This is a genomic window from Nanchangia anserum (assembly GCF_015240065.1).
Lineage (GTDB): Bacteria > Actinomycetota > Actinomycetes > Actinomycetales > Actinomycetaceae > Nanchangia > Nanchangia anserum.
Map to the genome: position 1 here is coordinate 1,380,145 of NZ_CP060506.1, position 19,868 is coordinate 1,400,012.

General features: G+C 65.3%; 27 protein-coding genes and 4 pseudogenes. 3 read left to right on the top strand and 28 right to left on the bottom strand.

Features of this window, described 5'->3' with window-relative positions:
- Window positions 1-137 precede the first annotated feature (137 nt).
- Window positions 138-437, top strand: coding sequence for a WhiB family transcriptional regulator (locus H8R18_RS06430; protein WP_227712777.1), 300 nt, complete (start codon window positions 138-140; stop codon window positions 435-437).
- A gap of 130 nt (window positions 438-567) precedes the next feature.
- Here H8R18_RS06430 and groES read toward each other — a convergent pair whose 3' ends face one another.
- Entirely contained in the window at window positions 568-864 is a 297-nt protein-coding gene (gene groES, locus H8R18_RS06435) for a co-chaperone GroES (protein ID WP_191071236.1), read from the bottom strand.
- 166 nt (window positions 865-1,030) lie between these two features.
- Between groES and H8R18_RS09290 the strand changes: the two genes are divergently transcribed.
- Together H8R18_RS09290 and H8R18_RS09585 are read left to right on the top strand one after the other, a co-directional pair.
- On the top strand, window positions 1,031-1,639 hold the full coding sequence (locus H8R18_RS09290; RefSeq protein ID WP_227712778.1) for a methyltransferase domain-containing protein: 609 nt from the start codon (window positions 1,031-1,033) through the stop codon (window positions 1,637-1,639).
- 431 nt (window positions 1,640-2,070) lie between these two features.
- The gene (locus H8R18_RS09585; protein WP_265087413.1) at window positions 2,071-2,247 is read left to right on the top strand and encodes a THUMP-like domain-containing protein; all 177 of its coding nucleotides are present in this window, start codon (window positions 2,071-2,073) and stop codon (window positions 2,245-2,247) included.
- On the opposite strand, the pseudogene tsaD reads toward H8R18_RS09585, so the two are convergent.
- The 27 genes and pseudogenes from tsaD to H8R18_RS06575 form a co-directional block, all read right to left on the bottom strand.
- A pseudogene (gene tsaD / locus H8R18_RS06445) lies at window positions 2,244-3,295 on the bottom strand (tRNA (adenosine(37)-N6)-threonylcarbamoyltransferase complex transferase subunit TsaD). The gene H8R18_RS09585 and the pseudogene tsaD overlap by 4 nt on opposite strands.
- A 50-nt stretch (window positions 3,296-3,345) precedes the next feature.
- Window positions 3,346-4,686, bottom strand: coding sequence for a phosphoglucosamine mutase (gene glmM / locus H8R18_RS06450; protein WP_191071239.1), 1,341 nt, complete (start codon window positions 4,684-4,686; stop codon window positions 3,346-3,348).
- Window positions 4,687-4,777: 91 nt separating this feature from the next.
- Window positions 4,778-5,266 carry a 30S ribosomal protein S9 gene (gene rpsI, locus H8R18_RS06455; RefSeq protein WP_191071240.1) on the bottom strand — a complete coding sequence of 163 codons (489 nt, stop codon included), beginning with the start codon at window positions 5,264-5,266 and terminating at the stop codon, window positions 4,778-4,780.
- 27 nt (window positions 5,267-5,293) lie between these two features.
- Entirely contained in the window at window positions 5,294-5,740 is a 447-nt protein-coding gene (gene rplM, locus H8R18_RS06460; protein ID WP_191071241.1) for a 50S ribosomal protein L13, read from the bottom strand.
- Window positions 5,741-5,886: 146 nt separating this feature from the next.
- A complete protein-coding gene (truA, locus tag H8R18_RS06465; protein WP_338089190.1) occupies window positions 5,887-6,777 on the bottom strand; it encodes a tRNA pseudouridine(38-40) synthase TruA in 891 nt (296 codons plus the stop codon).
- Window positions 6,774-7,543: pseudogene (locus tag H8R18_RS06470) on the bottom strand (ROK family protein). Before H8R18_RS06470 ends, truA begins: the two are co-directional and overlap by 4 nt.
- A 101-nt stretch (window positions 7,544-7,644) precedes the next feature.
- Complete coding sequence (gene rplQ / locus H8R18_RS06475) at window positions 7,645-8,097, bottom strand: 50S ribosomal protein L17 (protein ID WP_191071244.1); 453 nt, start codon at window positions 8,095-8,097, stop codon at window positions 7,645-7,647.
- Window positions 8,098-8,145: 48 nt separating this feature from the next.
- Entirely contained in the window at window positions 8,146-9,141 is a 996-nt protein-coding gene (locus H8R18_RS06480; RefSeq protein WP_191071245.1) for a DNA-directed RNA polymerase subunit alpha, read from the bottom strand.
- Window positions 9,142-9,284: 143 nt separating this feature from the next.
- Window positions 9,285-9,686, bottom strand: a complete 402-nt coding sequence (rpsK, locus tag H8R18_RS06485) for a 30S ribosomal protein S11 (protein ID WP_191071246.1) — start codon at window positions 9,684-9,686, stop codon at window positions 9,285-9,287.
- A 53-nt stretch (window positions 9,687-9,739) separates the two neighbouring features.
- A complete protein-coding gene (gene rpsM / locus H8R18_RS06490) occupies window positions 9,740-10,120 on the bottom strand; it encodes a 30S ribosomal protein S13 (RefSeq protein ID WP_191071247.1) in 381 nt (126 codons plus the stop codon).
- Window positions 10,121-10,255: 135 nt separating this feature from the next.
- Window positions 10,256-10,369: a 50S ribosomal protein L36 gene (rpmJ, locus tag H8R18_RS06495; protein WP_191071248.1), complete on the bottom strand. Its 114-nt coding sequence runs from the start codon at window positions 10,367-10,369 to the stop codon at window positions 10,256-10,258.
- Between the two features lie 36 nt (window positions 10,370-10,405).
- On the bottom strand, window positions 10,406-10,627 hold the full coding sequence (infA, locus tag H8R18_RS06500; RefSeq protein ID WP_191071249.1) for a translation initiation factor IF-1: 222 nt from the start codon (window positions 10,625-10,627) through the stop codon (window positions 10,406-10,408).
- A 143-nt stretch (window positions 10,628-10,770) separates the two neighbouring features.
- Entirely contained in the window at window positions 10,771-11,655 is an 885-nt protein-coding gene (gene map, locus H8R18_RS06505; RefSeq protein WP_194189201.1) for a type I methionyl aminopeptidase, read from the bottom strand.
- Window positions 11,656-11,774: 119 nt separating this feature from the next.
- Window positions 11,775-12,043, bottom strand: a pseudogene (locus H8R18_RS09595) (nucleoside monophosphate kinase); the annotation flags it as partial.
- 162 nt (window positions 12,044-12,205) lie between these two features.
- Complete coding sequence (secY, locus tag H8R18_RS06515; RefSeq protein WP_191071252.1) at window positions 12,206-13,501, bottom strand: preprotein translocase subunit SecY; 1,296 nt, start codon at window positions 13,499-13,501, stop codon at window positions 12,206-12,208.
- A 138-nt stretch (window positions 13,502-13,639) separates the two neighbouring features.
- A complete protein-coding gene (gene rplO / locus H8R18_RS06520; RefSeq protein WP_191071253.1) occupies window positions 13,640-14,110 on the bottom strand; it encodes a 50S ribosomal protein L15 in 471 nt (156 codons plus the stop codon).
- Between the two features lies 1 nt (window position 14,111).
- Complete coding sequence (gene rpmD / locus H8R18_RS06525; protein WP_191071254.1) at window positions 14,112-14,294, bottom strand: 50S ribosomal protein L30; 183 nt, start codon at window positions 14,292-14,294, stop codon at window positions 14,112-14,114.
- The gene (gene rpsE / locus H8R18_RS06530; RefSeq protein WP_191071255.1) at window positions 14,294-14,983 is read right to left on the bottom strand and encodes a 30S ribosomal protein S5; all 690 of its coding nucleotides are present in this window, start codon (window positions 14,981-14,983) and stop codon (window positions 14,294-14,296) included. Before rpsE ends, rpmD begins: the two co-directional genes overlap by 1 nt.
- Window positions 14,984-15,016: 33 nt before the next feature.
- Window positions 15,017-15,388 (bottom strand): 50S ribosomal protein L18, encoded by a 372-nt coding sequence (rplR, locus tag H8R18_RS06535; RefSeq protein ID WP_191071256.1) that lies wholly within the window; start codon window positions 15,386-15,388, stop codon window positions 15,017-15,019.
- Entirely contained in the window at window positions 15,388-15,924 is a 537-nt protein-coding gene (rplF, locus tag H8R18_RS06540) for a 50S ribosomal protein L6 (RefSeq protein ID WP_191071257.1), read from the bottom strand. The genes rplR and rplF overlap by 1 nt, the downstream gene beginning before the upstream one ends.
- 16 nt (window positions 15,925-15,940) lie before the next feature.
- Window positions 15,941-16,340 (bottom strand): annotated as a pseudogene (gene rpsH / locus H8R18_RS06545) (30S ribosomal protein S8).
- 68 nt (window positions 16,341-16,408) lie between these two features.
- Window positions 16,409-16,594, bottom strand: a complete 186-nt coding sequence (locus H8R18_RS06550) for a type Z 30S ribosomal protein S14 (protein WP_191071259.1) — start codon at window positions 16,592-16,594, stop codon at window positions 16,409-16,411.
- A gap of 5 nt (window positions 16,595-16,599) precedes the next feature.
- Entirely contained in the window at window positions 16,600-17,157 is a 558-nt protein-coding gene (rplE, locus tag H8R18_RS06555; RefSeq protein ID WP_191071260.1) for a 50S ribosomal protein L5, read from the bottom strand.
- A complete protein-coding gene (gene rplX / locus H8R18_RS06560; protein ID WP_191071261.1) occupies window positions 17,157-17,576 on the bottom strand; it encodes a 50S ribosomal protein L24 in 420 nt (139 codons plus the stop codon). Before rplX ends, rplE begins: the two co-directional genes overlap by 1 nt.
- Window positions 17,577-17,945 (bottom strand): 50S ribosomal protein L14, encoded by a 369-nt coding sequence (gene rplN, locus H8R18_RS06565; RefSeq protein WP_191071262.1) that lies wholly within the window; start codon window positions 17,943-17,945, stop codon window positions 17,577-17,579.
- Window positions 17,946-18,271: 326 nt separating this feature from the next.
- Window positions 18,272-19,084 (bottom strand): hypothetical protein, encoded by an 813-nt coding sequence (locus tag H8R18_RS06570; protein ID WP_191071263.1) that lies wholly within the window; start codon window positions 19,082-19,084, stop codon window positions 18,272-18,274.
- 144 nt (window positions 19,085-19,228) lie between these two features.
- A complete protein-coding gene (locus H8R18_RS06575) occupies window positions 19,229-19,867 on the bottom strand; it encodes an ABC transporter ATP-binding protein (protein ID WP_191071264.1) in 639 nt (212 codons plus the stop codon).
- Between the last annotated feature and the right edge of the window lies 1 nt (window position 19,868).

Genomic DNA, 19,868 nt, shown 5'->3' on the forward strand with positions numbered 1-19,868 from the left:
AGGAATCGCAGCGACTACGCCCCGGCACCGCGCCGAAGGTGAACAAGATCCAAATTGGCTGCGCAAAATGCTTGAATAACTTATGCGCAACTTGCTACGATCGACCTCAGGCGTTAGCCATCGAAAGGAGAACCGCAGTGACTGATGTTTCGCGTCTGCCCGGACCGCTCATGGAAAAGTGGGAATGGCAGTACCAGGGGGCTTGTCGCGACATGGACACCGAGCTGTTCTTCCACCCCGAGGGCGAACGCGGAGGCACCCGGCGTCGTCGCGCCGAGGCCGCGAAGGCCATTTGCGCGACCTGCCCCGTGCTCGAGCAGTGCCGCGAATACGCACTGGCGGCTCACGAGCCCTACGGCGTGTGGGGCGGCATGAGCGAGGAAGAGCGTCGTGACTACATCCAACGCCAACGGCGGATGGCACGGCGCAGCGCCTAATATCCACGACGACGGCGGCACCACGCGGATTCGCGTGGTGCCGCCGTCTATGTCTGCCTCACGGCTCCGATATACGCGTCGAGGGCGCGCCTGTCACACAGGCGCGCCCTCGAACGGTAACTGCTAGCGACTAGCGCTCGACCTTGGCGAGGATGTCGCGGGCCGAGAGGATCATGTACTCCTCGTCGCCGTACTTGACCTCGGTGCCGCCGTACTTCGAGTAGATGACGGTGTCGCCCTCGGCGACGTCCATCGCAACGCGGTTGCCGTTGTCGTCAACGCGACCGGGGCCAACTGCGACGACCTTGCCCTCCTGCGGCTTTTCCTTGGCCGTGTCGGGGATAACGAGGCCGGACGCGGTGGTCTTCTGGGCCTCAACCTGCTGAATGACCACGCGGTCTTCGAGCGGCTTGATGGAGACGGACATTGAGTCTCTCCCTTTCTGTTCACTCTGGTGGTTTCAGGGGATCTTGCCGTCGCGGGTGGTCAAGATCGACCTTGCAGGAAAAGACTATGCGGATTCTGGCACTCGTTCAACCTGAGTGCCAGAATCTCTCGGCCTCGCGCGCGCACGAGCATGGAACAATGGCGCCATGACGTCTCCGATCGATCACGCGCTGTCGGAACGCGGCCAACGGCTGCTCCGCACTCTCGCTGCGACTCCCCCGGCGCTGCTCGATCGCCTCGGCGACAAGCTGCGCGCCGCCGGCTACGACGCCGACCTCATCGCGGCGGTGCTCACCCAGTGCGAGCTGCGCGAGCACGCGCGGACAAAGCTCGGCCCGGCGGCCGCCGAGATGGTGTTCACGCGAGCAGGCCTCGAGCAGGCGACCCGCCTCATCGTCGCCGCGCATCACGCGAATCGCTTCCGGGCAGCGGGAATCGATCGAGTTGCGGATCTCGGCTGCGGCCTCGGCGTGGAGTCGCTGGCCCTGGCCGGACTGGGGATACGAGTCGTCGCGTGCGACCGGGACGAGCAGATGGTGCTCGCGGCCCGCCACAACCTGCGAGCGTTTCCCGAGGCCGAGGTGCGTCACGTTGACGTCACCGAGGTCGATCCCGCGGCGTGGGGCGTCGACGCGTTCTTTGCCGATCCGCAGCGGCGGAACCCGGCCGGGCGCGTCCTTGCTCCCGAGAGCTGGTCTCCCCGCTCAGCTACTTCCTCGACCTGGCGGATTCGCTGCCGGGCGGAATCAAGGTAGCCCCGGGTATCGATCACGCCGCCCTGCCGCCCGACTGGCACGCGCAGTGGACGAGCGTCGACGGCGACCTCGTCGAAGCGTGCCTGTGGTCGGGCGAGCTTGCCCAGACGGGACCGGGACGTAGCGCGCTCGTCATCGCCGAAACGCACGCCGCCGAGTTCGCGATCCCCGACATCACCTGCGCGAACGCGCCCAATCCCCAGGTGGAACCTGCTGAGCGACTCGCCGCGTATCTGTTCGAGCCGGACTCGGCACTCATCCGCGCCGGAGCGATCGCGTCGCTAGCAAGCGAACTCGATGCGCGCCCCGTCTTCACCTCGATCGCCTACCTCACCGGCAACACCGCGCCCCCGGAGCACCTGACCCCGTTTATCTCGCAGTGGCGCATCGGCGACGTCGTCGGCCTGCGCACGAAGACGCTCAAAGCCGCCATGCGGGCGTGGGGTGCCGGCCAGGTGACAATCAAGAAGCGCGGGGTAAACATCGATCCGGCGAGGCTGCGACGCGCCATCTTGCCCAAGCCCGCCGGAGACGCCCACATCACCCTGGCGTGTACCCGGGTCGGCGCTCGCCACGTCGCGTTGCGGCTCGACCCCGTCGAGGATTAAGCGAGGCAGGACTGAGTCAGGCTCATCCCCGAGTCCGGGCTAAACGTCGGCGAGGATGGGGCGACGCCAGCGGCGACGAGAGCCGCCCCAATCGCAGCAATCTGAGCACCGTTATCGGTGCACAGCTTAAGCGGCGGCATGCGCACCTCGAGGCCCGCGGCCGCGGCGCGTTCGGCAAGAAGCGAACGCAGGTGGGAGTTTGCCGAGAATCCGCCACCGACGATGATTGTCGAGCAGTCGTGGTCGAGGGCTGCCTGGACCGCCTTCGCCGTCAGCGAGTCGTTGACGGCTGCGGAAAATCCCGCGCAGATATCGGTCGCTGGGACCTCGCCGCCGGCGCTCTCGATGCTTTCGACGTAGCGCGCCACCGCGGTCTTCAATCCCGAAAACGAGAAGTTGTAGCGATGGCGGTGCTTGTCCTTGCCCGCCGCGAGCCCGCGCGGGAATCGAATGGCGTCGGGATTACCCTCGCGCGCCATGCGATCGACGTGGGGACCGCCCGGGTAGGGGGTGTTCAGCAGCCGCCCGACCTTGTCGAAGGCTTCGCCGGCGGCGTCGTCAAGCGTGCCGCCCAGCTCGGTGATGTCGCGGGCAATGTCGCGGACGAGGACGAGGTTGGAATGGCCGCCCGAGACGATGAGGCCGATGAAACGCTCGGGAAGCGGCCCGTCGACGAGCGCGTCCACAGCAAGGTGACCGATGACGTGGTTCACCCCGTACAGCGGCTTGTCGAGGGCGAGCGCGAGGGCTTTCGCGGCGGCGTGTCCGACGCTCAGCGACCCCACCAACCCCGGGCCCGCCGCCACCGCGATGGCGTCGACATCCTCGACATTCACGTGGGCCTTGTCGGCCGCCGCCTGGAGGGTGGGCAGGAAGGATTCGAGGTGAGCACGCGAGGCAATCTCGGGGATGATCCCGCCGTAGCGGGCGTGCTGATCCATCGACGAGGCCGTGACGTCGCCGAGCAGATCCGTGCCGCGAACGACGCGACGCCGGTCTCGTCACACGTCGACTCGATGCCGAGAACCAACGGGGCAGATGTCGTCATGTCTTCAGCCTAATACCGCCGTCGGCACGCCTCGCTCGCGCACCCGATCGCTAGAGCCCCAGTCGCTGCGCCACGACGTCAGCGAGCCGCGCGGCGACGGCGTCGGCCTGGTCTTGTGTGGCCGCTTCAACCATGACGCGCACGAGCGGCTCCGTGCCCGACGCGCGCAGCACGACGCGGCCGGTCTCGCCCAGCTCGGATTCTGCGTCGCGGATCGCCGCCTGGAGCTCGGCGTCGTCCGTGCGGTGCTTGTCGACGTTGGGAACGTTGACGAGGGTCTGCGGCAGCCGCTCGACAAACGACGTGAGGTCGGCGAGGCTGCGCCCGGACGTCTTGACGGCGCGGGCGATCATCAGCGCGGTGAGGATGCCGTCGCCGGTAGTCGCGTGCATCCCGTTGATGACGTGACCGGACTGTTCGCCGCCGAGCACGTATCCCGACTTGACCATTTCCTCGAGCACGTAGCGGTCACCCACGGCGGTTTGGGCCGTCGCGATGCCGCACTCGCGCATGGCGAGGATGAGGCCGAGGTTCGACATGATCGTCACGACGAGGGTGTCGCCCGCCAGCTCACCACGCTCGTGGAGATCGCGCGCGAGCATCCCCATGATCTTGTCGCCATCAACCAGCTCGCCGTCGGCGTCAACGGCCAGGCAGCGGTCCGCATCACCGTCGAAGGCAACACCGAAATCGCAGCCCGCCGCGCGCACCTGCGCTTGCAATTGCTCGGGATGAGTGGAGCCGCAGCCGTCGTTGATATTGCGCCCATCGGGCGAAGCGTTGATGACGATGGTCTCGGCACCGGCTTCGCGAAGCGCCGCCGGACCCAGCAGCGACGCCGCACCGTTCGCGCAGTCAACGGCGATGCGCAGCCCGCTGAGGTCGGTGCCGCACGCCGCGACGAGGTGATCGATGTAGTGGCGCTCGGATTCGGCCGGGTCCTCGTCGATCTCGCCGACGTCAGCACCCGTCGGCCGATCGAATTTGGTGTCGAGCAGGCTCTCGATGTCGTCCTCGATCGCGTCGGCGAGCTTGTAGCCGCCACGGGCGAAGAACTTGATGCCGTTGTCGGGCATGGGGTTGTGGGACGCCGAGATCATGACGCCAAGGTCGATGTCGTCGGCAGCCGTCAGGTAGGCGACGCAGGGAGTCGTCACGACGCCGATGCGATTGACGTCAAACCCGGCGGAGGCCAGGCCCGCAGCGAGGGCGTGATCAAGGAGCTGGCCCGACATACGGGTGTCGCGGCCGATGATGGCGCGAGGCTTGCGGCCTTCCGCCTTGGGGGCGAGCTTGCGGCCCGCGGCGATCCCCAGCGCCAGCGCCAGGTCGGGGGTCAGTTCCTTATTCGCCAGACCACGCACGCCGTCGGTGCCAAAAAGCCGCGCCATCACATCTTCCTTTCGTCGTAGACGTCCCCAAGCATAGCGGCACCGCCTGACCCGGGAGGTCAGGCGGTGCCGAAAACGCAGCTCGTAAGCTTTAGCGCTTCGAGTACTGCGGCGCCTTGCGGGCCTTCTTGAGACCGGCCTTCTTACGCTCGACGGCGCGGGCGTCGCGGGTGAGGAACCCGGCCTTCTTCAGGGCCGGACGGTTCGCCTCGCGGTCGATCTCGTTGAGCGCGCGGGCAACACCCAGGCGGACGGCGCCGGCCTGGCCGGAGACGCCACCGCCGGTGACGCGGACCTTCACGTCAAACTGCTCGGCCAGCTCGAGGAGGACGAGCGGGGACTTGACCTCCTGCTGGAGCAGCTTGTTCGGGAAGTAGTCCTCGAGGGGACGGCCGTTGATCGTCCACTCGCCCGACCCGGGAGCCAGTCGCACGCGCGCAATGGCGCGCTTGCGGCGGCCCAGGCCGTATCCCGGCGCGATCGCCGACGTGCCGGCGCCCTCAACCGAGGAGTGGGTTTCCGACGTGTAGGAGCTGGGGACGGCGTCCTCGGCAAGCTCCTGGTTCTCGTAATCAGCCACGGTTCTCCTTATGGTAGTGCGCCAGAACTACTGGGCGATCTTGGTCAGCTGGTACTCGGTGGGCTGCTGGGCGGCGTGCGGGTGCTCGCTGCCACGGTAGACGTGGAGCTTCTTCAGCTGAGCGCGGCCCAGCTTCGTGTGCGGAACCATGCCGCGCACAGCCTTTTCGACAGCCCGCTCGGGGTACTTCTCGAGCAGTTCGGCGTAGGAGACCGACTTCAGGCCACCCGGGAAGCCCGAGTGGTGGTAGGCGCGCTTTTGCTCGCGCTTCTTGCCAGTGAGGACAACCTTTTCGGCGTTGATGATGATGACGTAGTCACCCTCGTCCTCGTTCGGCGTGTAGGTCGGCTTGTGCTTCCCACGGAGCAGGTTGGCGGCGGCGGCCGCCAGTCGTCCGAGGACGACGTCCTGGGCGTCGATGACGTGCCACGTCTTGGTGGAGCGGTCACCGGCTTTCGGTGTATAGGTGCGCATTCGCGTAACCTTCATTCCTTCACTCATGGGCGAGATTCGCCCGGTTTCTTGCACGTGTGCACCTTTTGGGTCCGCGGGCACGTGGGAGGCGCCCCGAACTTTGTGAGTGCACAGCTGTCAACCTTATCGGTTTTACCGCGGCCGCCTCAAGATCGGTCGCGGTGATACCTCCCACGCCCTAGCGCGCGGGCAGGGTGCGCACGACGCGGGCCCGTTCGGCCTGGGCGGCGTAGTTTCGGGTGCGGGTAGTCGACCCGCACCAGCGTCAGGCCGCGTGCGGGGGCGACGGGCACGGCGCTGTCGCGCACGCCGGCTCGCAAGACGTCGCCGATCCACCCGATCGGGCGCGCTCGCTCACCTACCCGCATGAGGGCGCCGACCATGAAGCGGACTTGCGAGTGGCAAAAGGCGTCGGCATGGAGGGTGAAGGCGACGAGGCCGTCGGGAGTGCGCGAGACATCGAGCTGCTTGAGGTGTCGGATCGTCGTCGCGCCGGGGCGCGGCTTGGCAAAGGGCAGGAAGTCGTGTTCGCCGATTAGCGCCCGCGCGGCCTCGCCCATCGCGGCGACGTCGAGGGGGCGCTTCGCCACCGCGACGTCGAGGCGCCACGGGCACGCAAGGGCACGCAAGTCGGCGGCGAGGTAGCGGTAGTGGCGCCCGCAGGCGGAAAACCGCGCGTCGAAGGTGTCGGCAACCGGCGCTGCCGACCGCACGATGACGTCCGGGTCGGCCTCGCACATGTGCCCGAGGACGCCGTTGAGGCGATCGGCCAGCGCCTCACCGCTGGAACGGGTGGAGCGCCCAGGCAGGCCGTCCCACACCTCGCTCGCGATATCGACGTGGGCGACCTGCCAGGCGGCGTGGACGCCCGCATCGGTGCGCCCGGCGACGGTCAGCGCAACCGTCCCGCGCGTGATCGTCGCCAGCGCCTCGGCGAGCATTCCTTCGACGGTGCGCAGCCCGGGCTGGGCCGCCCACCCGTGGAACGCTCCGCCCGCGTACGCGATGTCGAGGCGCACCCGCTGGGTATCGCTCACAGATCCATCTCCCAACAGCGCACTCCCCCGCGAATGCCCGCGTCGTTGGGAACGATGACGACGTCGTCGCCAAGCAGGCGGCGTTGGCTCGCCGCGATACGCACGCCGTTGCCCCCACCGATGTAGAGGCGGTCCCACAGCAGCGCGGGGCGCAGGGCGTCGACGACGCGGCGCACGCGCCGCGACCAGTGGGCGTCACCGAGGCGCAACCGCTCATGCTCGCCGATGTAGTCGTCGTAGATGAGTCCCCACCGCACGGGCATGCGCGAGATCTCCATGTGCGGGGCTAGGCGACGCCCGTCCCACACGGAGTTGCCAAGCCCCGTCCCCAACGTGACGATGACCTCCAAACCTGTGCCCGTGATGACCCCGGCGCCCGCGACCTCGGCGTCGTTGAGGACGAGCGCGGGAACACCGATGCGCTCGGCAAGTGCGCGGCGAATGTCGCAGTGATGCCACTGTTCAACCAACTCGGGAAGAACGCGGGTGCGCGGCCCCGACTTGCACACGTAGTGCGGCGTGTGGATGACGACGCCGTGACGCAGCATCCCCGGCATCCCGACGCTCACCCGATCACATGCCGGCAGCTTACGCCCCAGATCTTCGACCAGATCGACGAGCATGTCCGGCGGCAGAGGATAGGGCGTGGGCGTGCGCGTCGGTTGGGCGATCATCGTTCCTCGCGCGTCCAGCACCGATGCTTTAATTCCCCCGCCCCGCCGCAGTCGACCGCGAGCGTCAGGGGGCCGTGCGGTTCTTCACTCATGGCCCCATCGTACGTGGCCTCCTCACGGGCCAAGCTCGCCACGAGGCGAATCGGGCCGGGCACCCACAAGGGATGCCCGGCCCGATTGTACGAGTTAACGACTACTCAGCCGAAGCTTCGCTGACCTTCTCCTCGGCCGCCGGCTTCGAGACCTTGGCCTTCTTCTCGAGCTTGTCGAACACCAGCGAGATCTGCGCCATGGGCGCGTTGTCGCCACGGCGCGGCGGCATCTTGACGATGCGGGTGTAGCCACCCTCGCGCTCGGGGTCGATCTTCGGGGCGACGACGTCGAACAGGGTGTAGACCGCGTCAAGTTCGCGCTCGGCCTTCGACACCTGGGTGCCGATCTTGCGTGCGACCTGGCGGCGGTTGTGGATATCACCCTTGCGGGCCTTCGTGATCAGCTTCTCGACGTACGGCTGCAGACGCTTCGCCTTCGTCTCGGTCGTCACGATAGCTTCGTGTTCGATGAGCGACTTGGCCAGGTTGGCCAGGATCTTACGCTCGTGCGCGGGGGACGACCCCAGGCGCGCTCCCTTCGTGGGCTTGGGCATGTCTAGCTCCTACTACTTCAATCAAATCGCGGGCCGAAAACGGCTCACTCACTCATCGCTAAACGTGACGGAACCCGCCAGATAGCTGTCATCAAAACCACCGGAGGCGGGGCTGTCCTTCAGGCCCATGCCCATTTCGGCGAGCTTGACCTTGATTTCCTCGATCGACTTCGCACCGAAGTTGCGGATGTCGAGCAGGTCGGCCTCGCTGCGGGCGACGAGCTCGCCCACGGTGTTGATCCCCTCGCGGGTTAGCGCGTTGTACGAACGCGACTGCAACCCCAGCGCGTCAATCGACAGCGCGAGGTCCTGAACGAGATCCTGATCCGTCGGCGACGGACCCATCTCGATGCCCTCGGCCTCGATGTTGAGCTCCTGGCACAGGCCGAAGAGTTCGACGAGGGTCTTGCCCGCCGAGGCGAGCGCGTCGCGCGGGGCGATCGCAGGCTTCGTCTGAACATCGACGATCAGCCGGTCGAAGTCCGTGCGCTGGGCGACACGGGTCGCCTCAACCTTGTACGTCACCTTGAGCACCGGCGAGTAGATCGAGTCGATCGGGATCACCGAGATCTCGGCGTCCTCGTGCTTGTTCTGGGCAGCCGAGACGTAGCCGCGGCCACGCTCGACCGTCAGCTCGATCTCGAGCTTGCCGTTCTCGTTCAGGCTGGCCAGGTGCAGATCCGGGTTGTGGATCTCGACGCCCGCCGGAGGCGTGATGTCTCCGGCCGTGACCTCGCCCGGGCCGGCCTTGCGCAGGTACATGACGACGGGCTCGTCGTTCTCGGACGACAAGACGATCTGCTTGATGTTGAGGATGATCTCGGAGACGTCCTCCGTCACACCCGTGATCGTGCGGAACTCGTGCGGGACGCCCTCGATGCGAATCGATGTGACGGCCGCGCCTGGGATCGACGACAGCAGGGTACGGCGCAGGGAGTTACCCAGCGTGTACCCAAAACCCGGCTCGAGAGGTTCGATGGTGAACCGGGAGCGGTATTCGCTCAGCGTCTCCTCGCTGAGCGTCGGTCGCTGCGAAATGAGCACGTTGTGTCCTTTCTCGCCAACACATCCGCCATATGATGTGCGGCGACCGTTCTGGCTAACACACCAGACAGGTGTTCAGGTGCCCAGCTCCCCCACTAAGACGGCCTTGGGAGCGCCGGGCGTGAGCGGCGAACCGCCCGGAATCACACGCGGCGACGCTTCGGCGGACGGCAGCCGTTGTGAGCCTGCGGCGTGACGTCCTGGATCGATCCGACCTCGAGGCCCGAAGCCTGGAGGGAACGGATTGCCGTTTCGCGGCCCGAACCGGGGCCCTTGACGAAGACGTCGACCTTCTTCATGCCGAAATCCTGAGCGCGCTTCGCTGCGGCCTCGGCGGCCTGCTGGGCGGCGAACGGCGTCGACTTACGCGACCCCTTGTAGCCGACCTGGCCCGAAGACGACCATGCGACGACGGCGCCCGAGGGATCCGTGATCGACACGATCGTGTTGTTGAAGGTGGACTTGATGTACGCATTGCCGGAGACGATGTTCCGGCGAACCGAACGACGGGGCTTGCGAGCCCCCGAACGCGATGCTGCTGCCATGAGTGTCTTGCTCTCTTCCAGTCATCGATCCACGAAACCGTGGACTACAGGGGTTACTTGGCCTTCTTCTTCCCGGCGACGGTGCGCTTGGGACCCTTGCGGGTGCGGGCGTTGGTCTTCGTCCGCTGACCGCGCACCGGCAGGTGGCGGCGGTGGCGCAGGCCCTGGTAGCAGCCGATTTCGATCTTGCGACGAATGTCGGCCTGGATCTCGCGGCGGAGGTCGCCCTCGACCTGGAAGTTCGATTCGATGTATTCGCGGACCTTGATGAGGTCTTCCTCGGTGATATCGCGGACGCGCACGTCCGGCGAGACACCGGTGGCCTCGAGGGTCTGCTTGGCGCGGGTGCGGCCCACACCAAAGATGTACGTCAGGGCGACCTCAAGGCGCTTCTCGCGCGGCAGGTCGACGCCTGCAATACGTGCTGCTGGCATTGATGCTTCTCCAGTTGTGAATTTTCGGAGGTCGTCACGTCACGACCCGCGCAGCAACCACGCGGCCCCGGCCTCCGAACCGAGGGTCCCAGTTTCCTGAGCAGTGACGTCCTGATGCGCCCGAGGGCGAGCGTCTTAGCCTTGGCGCTGCTTGTGGCGAGGGTTGTCACAGATCACCATGACAACGCCGTGGCGGCGGATGACCTTGCACTTGTCGCAGATCTTCTTGACGCTGGGCTTGACCTTCATCTTGTTGTTCCTCTGCCGCGACGCGGCATGTTGTCGTTACTTGTACCGGTAGACGATCCGACCGCGCGAAAGGTCGTACGGGCTGAGTTCGACGATGACGCGATCCTCGGGCAGGATCCGGATGTAGTGCTGACGCATCTTGCCGGAGATATGCGCGAGAACCTCGTGGCCGTTCTTGAGTTCGACACGGAACGTCGCGTTCTTCAACGCTTCGAGGACCGTGCCCTCGATCTCAATGACGCCGTCTTTCTTTGCCATATGCCTTCCACTCACTTCGGTTGAGGACGCCGGCTAGACCGGTTGCGGGCATAGCTAAGCCCACTGACGTCCGACTCTCAACCTTACGGGGCCGCTCCCCGCGGCGCAAAGTCCCCGATCTTGTCGGATTGGTCACGTCCGGGCTAGAGGGCGACCGGCGTGACTCCGAATCGGGCCAGCTCGGCGACGCCGCAGTCAGGGGCGGTGAGGACGCTGATGCCGTCGTCCAAGATGGCGACCTCGTGCTCCCAATGGCAGGCCAGCTGATGATCGCACGTCTTGACCGTCCACTGGTCCTCGAGCGTCACAACCTCGTTGCTGCCGCGGGTGAGGATCGGCTCGACGCACACGACCATGCCCGGCTTGATCTTGGGCTGGCGTCCACGGGCGCGGAAGTTCAAGATATCGGGTTCTTGGTGCATCGCCGTGCCGATGCCGTGGCCGATGAATTCTTCGACGATGCCGGCCTCGAAGCCGATGGAAGCGGCCTGCTCCTCGACGACGGTCTCGACCGCGTCTCCCACACAGGCGACCGTCTTGCCACTGGCCAGCGAGGCAACGCCGGCCCACATGGCCTCGTTCGTCACGGCGTCAAGCGCGATCGCGTCGCGGCTGGCCGCCCGCTTGCCACCGACGAGGACGCTCAGGCAGGCGTCGCCGTGCCATTGCTGGCCGTCGCGCTCGATGTAGGCGCCGCAGTCGAAGGAGACAAGGTCGCCCTCACGTAGCGTCGTGTCGTCCGGGATCCCGTGGACAACGGTGTCGTTGACAGAGATGCACACCGACGCCGGGTAGCCGTAATAGCCGAGAAAGTTCGAGCGGGCGTCGTGGGCCGCGATGACCTCCGCCGCGCACGCATCGAGATCGCGCAAAACGGCACCGGGCTGGGCGGCCTCGCGCAACGCGTCGTGGATGGCGGCGACGATGAGGCCGGCCTCGCGCATGTAGCTGATCTGGCGCGGCGTCTTGTATTCGATCTTCGAGCGAATCGCCCGTCCCCCCCTGCTGTGGGATCTATTTGATCGCATCCTCGAGGCGCTGCCACACCTCGTCGACGCTGCCGTTGCATCGACGGGAACCAGCAGTCCCGCTGGGAATAGAAGTCGATGAGCGGCAGGGTCTGCGAGCGGTAGACCTCCATGCGGTGACGGATCACCGGCTCGGTGTCGTCCTCGCGGCCCTCGATGCTGGCCCGGTGCAGCAGGCGCGAGACAAGGTCGTCTTCGTTCACCTGAAGCTCGAGCACGCGGTCGAGGCTCTTGCCGTCCTCGGCGAGCACCGTATCGAGGTATCCGCCTGGGCCTGCGTGCGCGGGTAACCGTCAAGCAGGAAGCCGCTGGCGAAGGGTTCCTCGCGCAGCGCCGAGGCCACCATGGGGTTCGTCACCTCGTCGGGCACGAATTCGCCCTTGCTCATGAACTGCTGAGCGAGCGTGCCCAGCTCGGTCTCGCGGGCGATGTTTGTCGCGGAAGACCTGCCCGGTCGACATCGTCGCGATCCCCAAACGCGTCACAGATGCGCCCGGCCTGCGTCCTTGCCGGCACCGGGAGAGACCAATGAGGAGGAGACGACGAATGCTCATGACAAGAACCCTTCGTAGTGATGCTGTTGCAGTTGCGCGTTAATCTGCATCACCGTTTGCAGACCAACACCGACCATAATAAGCAGCGTCGTTCCGCCGAACGGCAGGTTCTGGACGTGCAGGGCGATGAGCGCAAGCATGGGAATCATCGCGATGATGACGAGGTAGATCGCGCCCGCCGTCGTGATGCGATTCGACACGTAGCGCAGGTATTCGGCGGTGGGTCGCCCGGCCCGCTTACCGGGAACAAAGCCGCCGTACTTCTTCATGTTCTCGGCCGTCTCGTCGGGGTTGAACGTGATCGCCGTGTAGAAGAACGCGAAGAACAGGACAAGCAGCGCATAGATGAGCAGGTAGATCCACGACGTCTGGCGGAAGTTCGCGCTGATCCACTGCACCCATGCCGCGTCCGACTTACCGAAGCCCGCGATCATCGTCGGCATGGCCAGCAGTGAGGCCGCGAAGATGACGGGGATAACGCCCGACATGTTGATCTTCATGGGGATGTACGTCGTCGAGCCGCCGTACATGCGTCGCCCAACCATGCGCTTGGCGTACTGAACGGGGATGCGGCGCTGGGCCTGCTCGACGAACACGATCGCCAGCGTGACGATGAGGATGAGGGCGATGAGGAGGATCGTGTTGCGCACGCCCGAGTTGCCGCCCGCGATCGACCACACGTGCGAGGGCATGCCCGCGAGGATACCCGTGAAGATGAGCAGCGACATGCCGTTGCCGATCCCGCGCTCGGTGATGAGCTCGGCCAGCCACATGATGAGGCCCGTGCCCGCGGTCATGACGATGACCATGATGAGGAAGTTCGGGATCGTGTCGTTGGGCAGCAACGGCTTATCAGCCGGGCAGTTCGGCATGAGGGTACCGGCCCGCGCCATCGCGACGTACGTCGTCGACTGCAACAGTCCCAGCGCGATCGTCAGGTACCGCGTGTACTGCGTCATCTTCGCCTGGCCGGCCTGGCCCTCCTTATGGAGGTCCTCGAAACGCGGAATAACCACGCGCAGCAGCTGGATGATGATCGACGCGGTGATGTAGGGCATGATGCCAAGCGCGAACACCGACAGTCGCATGAGCGCGCCGCCCGAGAACATGTTGACGAGTTCGATGAGGCTCGATTCGTCGTTGTTCGCCAGGCACGCCGTGACGTTCTCGGAGGAGATGCCGGGGGTCGGAATGTGCGAACCCAACCGGTAAAGCATCATGATGAATAGGGTGAACAACAGCTTGCGCCGTAGGTCAGGCGTGCGGAACGCCTGGGCAAATACGCCAAGCACTGGGTCCTCCACTCGATAGGGCGCCGGTAAGGGGACGTCCGGCGCGCGGGCACGTCTCAGCGTACACGGATGAGACGAAGTTAAGAAAAATGAAGGGGCGGCACCCCTGCCAACCAGGAGTGCCGCCCCTACGCGTCACTAGCGTTCCTTGACGGAACCGCCAGCCGCCTCGATCTTCTGCGCGGCAGCGGCCGAGCACTTGTCGGCCTCGACCGTGATCGCTACCGAGATGTCACCGTTGGCGAGAATCTTGACCGGGCAGTTCTTGCGAACGGCGCCCTTGGCCACGAGGTCCTCGACGGTGACGTCGCCACCGTTGGGGAACAGCTCGGCGAGCTTGCCGACGTTGACGACCTGGTATTCGACGCGGAACGGGTTCTTGAACCCGCGCAGCTTCGGCAGGCGCATGTGCATCGGCATCTGGCCACCCTCGAACCCGGGCTTGACGTTCTTGCGAGCGCCCGTGCCCTTGGTACCGCGGCCAGCGGTCTTGCCCTTCGAACCTTCACCGCGGCCCACGCGAATCCGGTTGCGCTTGGCACCGGGGGCGGGACGCAGGTCGTGCAGGCGCACGATGCCCGATTCGGTCTGCTTCGTGGAATCCGCCATGTTAGTCAACCTCCTCCACACTCACCAGGTGGGAGACCTTGGCGATCTGCCCACGCGTGGCGGCGTTGTCGGGGTGCACCACCGAGTGGTTGATCTTGCGCAGCCCCAGCGACGCCATGGTCTTGCGCTGACCGGGCTTGGTGCCCGCAAGTCCGCGCTTCATTGTGATCTTGAGATTAGCCATCAGGCGCTCACTCCTTCAGCGGCGGCTTCGGCCTCGGCCTTGTCCTTCGCGTCGCGCTTGGCGGCAAGTCCTTCGGCCTGGGCGCGCAGCATCGCCTGCGTGGCGACGCGCTCGAGAGGCAGACCGCGGCGGGCGGCGACCTCTTCGGGGCGCTGCAGCATCTTCAGCGCGGCGACGGTCGCGCGAACGATGTTGATCGCGTTGTCCGAGCCGAGCGACTTCGACAAGACGTCGTGGATGCCCGCGCAGTCCATGACCGCACGCACCGAGCCGCCGGCGATAACGCCGGTACCGGGCGATGCGGGGCGCAGGAGGACGACGCCGGCAGCGTCCTCGCCCTGCACCTGGTGGGTGATCGTGCGCTGGATCATCGGGACGGTGAAGAAGTTCTTCTTCGCCTCCTCGACGCCCTTCGAGATGGCCGCGGGAACTTCCTTGGCCTTGCCGTAGCCGATCCCGACCGTGCCCTCGCCGTCACCGACCACGACCAGAGCCGTGAACGAGAAACGACGGCCGCCCTTGACGACCTTGGACACGCGGTTGATCTTGACCACGCGCTCGATGTACTGGTTTTCCTGCTCGCGACGGTTGTCGCGGCGCCCCCGGCGGTTCTGGTCGCGGCCTCCCCGGCCGCTGCGCTGCGCGCCGCCCTCGGAGGCGGAGGTGGTGCGGCTGTTGTCGTCAGCCATAATCAATCCCTTGCTTCCTTGGTTGGTGGACGGTTACACGCTCAGACCGCCGTCACGGGCGCCTTCGGCGACCGCAGCGACTCGACCGTGATACTTGTTGCCCCCGCGGTCGAAGACCACGGCGGTGATGCCGGCGGCCTTCGCGCGCTCGGCGATGCGCTCGCCGACCTTGCGGGCCTGCTCGACCTTCTTGGCGTCGTCACCGCGGTAGGCGGCTTCGAGCGTGGAGGCCGAGACGATGGTGTGACCGGCGACGTCGTCGATGACCTGGGCAACCATGTGGCGGTTGGACCGGGTAACGACGAGGCGCGGACGCTCCGGGGTGCCGATGATGCGCTTGCGCACACGCAGGTGGCGGCGGCGCCGGGCAACAAACTTGCCCTTGCCCTTGACGGTGTACGACATCACTTACCTGCCTTCCCGGCCTTGCGGCGGACCTGCTCGTCGGCGTAGCGAACGCCCTTGCCCTTGTAGGGCTCGGGGGGACGCAGCCGGCGAATACGCGCGGCGGTTTCGCCAACCTTTTCCTTCGAGATGCCGGCGACCGTGAACTTCAGAGCCGACTCGACGGTGAATTCGATGCCCTCGGGGGCGGGGAAGTCGATGGTGTGGGAGTACCCGAGGTGCAGCTCGAGGTCCTTGCCCTTGGCGATGACGCGGTAACCCGTGCCAACGATTTCCATCTTCTTCTGGTAGCCCTCGGTCACGCCGATCACCATGTTGTTGACCAGCGAGCGCACGAGACCGTGCAGCGCGCGGTTGCGGCGATCGTCGTTCTCGCGGGTGACGGTGATCTGGCCGTCAGCGTGGCTCACCGTGATCCCCTGGGGGAAGGTGCGCTCGAGCTGACCCTTGGGGCCCTTGACCGAGACGGTCTGACCGTCGATCTTTACCTCGACCGAGGAGGGAACGGCGACGGGTGCCTTACCAATTCGTGACATGTCGTTTCCCTCCCTTCTACCACACGTAAGCGACGATCTCGCCGCCCACGCCTCGCTCGCCCGCCTCGCGGTCGGTGAGCAGGCCCGACGACGTGGACATAATCGCCACGCCGAGGCCGCCCATGACCTGGGGCAGTTCGGTCGACTTTGCGTACTTGCGCAGGCCCGGCTTGGACACGCGCTTGAGGCCGGTGATGGCCCGCTGGCGCTTTTCGCCGTACTTCAGGTGCAGCGTCAGCGTCTTGCCGACGCGGGCGTCCTCGACCTCGAGGCCCTTGATGTAGCCCTCGCGCTTGAGCATTTCGGCCAGCGCGACCTTCATCTTGGACGACGGGCATCGAGACGGACTCGTGATGCGCCGAGTTGGCGTTACGCAGACGCGTCAGCATGTCTGCGATGGGGTCTGTCATAGTCATTGTGGGCTGTAGCCCTTCCTCGCCGTGGTTTCGTCACGCGCGTGCGTGAGACCTTCGACGTAGTCGTTTTACCAGCTGGACTTCTTCACGCCCGGCAGCTCGCCACGCAGGGCGAGTTCGCGCAGGCACACGCGGCACAGGCCGAACTTGCGGTAGACCGAGTGCGGGCGCCCGCATCGGGTGCACCGCGTGTAGGCGCGCACGGCAAACTTGTGCTTACCGACAGCCTTGTTCTTCAGAGCGGTCTTAGCCATTCAGATCAGGCCTCCTTGAACGGGAACCCGAGGTGGCGCAGCAGCGTGCGGCCTTCCTCGTCCGTGTTTGCCGTGGTGACGATGGTGATGTCCATACCGCGAACGCGGTCGATCTTCTCGATGTCGATCTCGTGGAACACCGACTGCTCGGTCAGGCCGAACGTGTAGTTGCCGCGGCCGTCGAACTGCTTGGGGCTGAGCCCGCGGAAGTCACGGATACGCGGCAGCGCCGTCGAGATGAGGCGATCGAGGAATTCCCACATGCGGGCGCCGCGCAGCGTCACGTGCGTGCCGATCGGCTGGCCGGCGCGCAGCTTGAACTGGGCGATCGACTTGCGCGCACGCGTGACGATCGGCTTCTGGCCGGTGATCGTCGCGAGGTCGCGCTGGGCACCCTCGATGAGCTTCGAGTCATGCGAGGCTTCGCCGACGCCCATGTTGACGACGACCTTGGTGATCGTCGGGATCTGATGAACGTTGGAGTAACCGAACTCCTTCTTCATCGCGTCCTGGATCTCGTCCGCGTAACGCGCCTTCAGGCGCGGGATGATGGTGTCGCTCATCAGATGTCCTCCCCCGAACGCTTCGCGTAACGCACACGAACGGTCTTCATGCGGCCACCGCGCTCCACCTGCTCCTCACGGAAGCCGACGCGCGTGGGCTTCTTCTCCTTGGGGTCGACCAGGGCGACGTTGGAGATGTGGATGGGAGCTTCGCGGTATTCGATGCCACCGGTGGCCTGACCCTGCTGGTCCTGGCCCTGGCGCACGTGGTGGGTGCGGATGTTCACGCCCTCAACGAGGACGCGCTGCTTGTCGCGTAGCACCTCGAGGACGCGGCCCTGCTTGCCCTTGTCACCCGGCTTGAGCGGGGCCAGGCCCTGCTCTTCGCGGCGCTTGTTGCGCTCGGCCAGCTTCTTTTCGTCGCTGGTGCGCCCGGCGATGACCTCGACGAGGTCGCCCTTCTTGATCTTGGCTGCCATTTAGAGCACCTCCGGGGCCAGCGAGATGATGCGCATGAACTTCTTGTCGCGCAGCTCGCGGCCGATGGGGCCGAAGATGCGCGTGCCACGCGGCTCGCCGTCGTTCTTCAGGATGACGGCAGCGTTCTCGTCGAAGCGGATGTAGGACCCGTCCTTACGGCGGCGTTCCTTCTTCGTGCGCACGATGACCGCGCGAACGACATCGCCCTTCTTGACGTTGCCGCCGGGAATGGCGTCCTTCACGGTGGCGACGATCGTGTCACCGATGCCGGCGAAGCGACGCCCGGAGCCGCCGAGCACGCGGATGCACAGGATCTCCTTAGCACCCGTGTTGTCGGCGACCTTCAGTCGCGACTCCTGCTGAATCATTCGTTGTTCTCCTGTCGTTGGGCCGGTTCTCGCTCACGCGAGCCTGACCGAACGGTTGTTCTTTCCTGTTGCCCGGTTGCCCGGCTCCCCGGGGTGGCTGGCACGAGGTGCAGAGGCAGACACAAGCGCCCGTGAGATGACCGCCAGGTCTCTGCCACAGCATTCCGGGGCGGAATGCAACTTTCCTAGACTACGTCACCGCGCCGCGGCGGCGAAACCCGACCATTGCCGCAGCCCGTGTGTGTTTGCCCACGCGAGAGCGACCGTGCGAAGCCTCGACTCGCGGAAATCCGATGACGGACATTGGGGCGACCCGCCGCGCGAGGTCACGCACCGTCCTGCATCCCATCTCGATCAATGCCGCCGAGCTCGCGCTCGCACCACAGCCGCATCGCCGTGGTGACAACGAAGTGTTTCCGGCGATACATAATCGACAAGATCCAAAGTACTAACACAATAGCGCCGGTACCAGCAACCGGCAACGGAGAACCCATCAATGCGGATTCTTCTCTCCACTCACTGACGACCTGCCTCGGATCAATTTTCTCAAAGATGGAAACCACCAATTGCACTGTCGGAACCGCGACAGAGAGAACACGCAGGACGCGGCTAGGGAAAGGTGCCGCCTCTGCTGGACGCCAGATTTCGATATAACGCTTGATAAGCCACGCCTTTTCGGACGAAGAAACAGGCCCAAGCCCCTCGCCGGCGCCAGACAAGACCCTATCCCGACCCTCGCCGTGATGTGACCCCATGCGCCTGAGCGCATCCGACACCTCCTGGACAAAATAGCCGCATTCATTCCGAAAGCGCTCGGGCTTCTCTTTCCAGCCCCGAACGAGCTCCAGCACTTCTTTGCAAATCAACACGATAAAAATGCACCACAATACCGCAAAGGCAGCGATCACAATGAGTTCAAACGCGGACTTTTCTAGCGCGCCCAGTCCAGACCGCTCCCAAAACGAAAGGATGACGAGCAACACAATAAGGCCGGCCATTATTTTTAATTCTAGTGGTACAAATCGCCATGCTTCCTGCACGCGCCCCCAAACCAACTGAAGACGATCCCACTTAGTCCGGCCCTTCGCGGTATTCGCATGCTTCGCCATCTCTACCTCTTCCGAGATCCTGCACGCCATCCGAGATCTCCTCGGCAATCAGATGACTACCCTACTCAATCCCGTATTCTGCGAGATGGCTGTGTCAATATCTCCAGACGACGATCACTGGGCGCAGAAAGACAACGCCGGCGAGCACGTCGGGCGTGCAGCGCTGAGCAACGCTCAGCTGGCTGGGGCGAGCGCGATCACGCGATCGGCGCGAGCCGCCAGGCCGTCGTCGTGGGTCGCCGTGATGACGCATGCGCCGGTGTCGGCGGCTCGGCGCAACAGGTCGGATACCGACTGGCGGTTCGCCGCATCGAGGGACGCCGTTGGCTCGTCGGCGAATATGAAGGAAGCTCGCCGATACAGAGCACGCGCAATGCCTAACCGCTGCTTTTCGCCACCAGACAGCACCGCAGCCTTCTCGCGCACACGATCGGCGAGTCCGACGTTTTTCAGCATGTCGAGGGCACCATCGTCAATCTTGGTGCGTCCCCACAAATTCGACGCGAGCGTCACGTTGTAGCCGACGTCTTTTTCGTCAATGACACCGGAGTCCTGGTAGACGAACGCCGCATCCTCGTGCCACCAGCGCGCGACGCGGCGACTCGACCATTTCTGTGTCGACACACCGTCGACGACGACGGTTCCGGAATCCGGGCGCAGCAAAAGTCCGAGGCACGACAGCAAGGTGGTCTTGCCACATCCGGAGGGGCCGACGAGCGCGGTGATGTCGCCGGCTTCGGCTGAGATCGAGACGTCGGTAAAAATGTGGCGACCAGCGCGTGTGACCGCGAGGTTTTCAGCACTCAGGCCCATG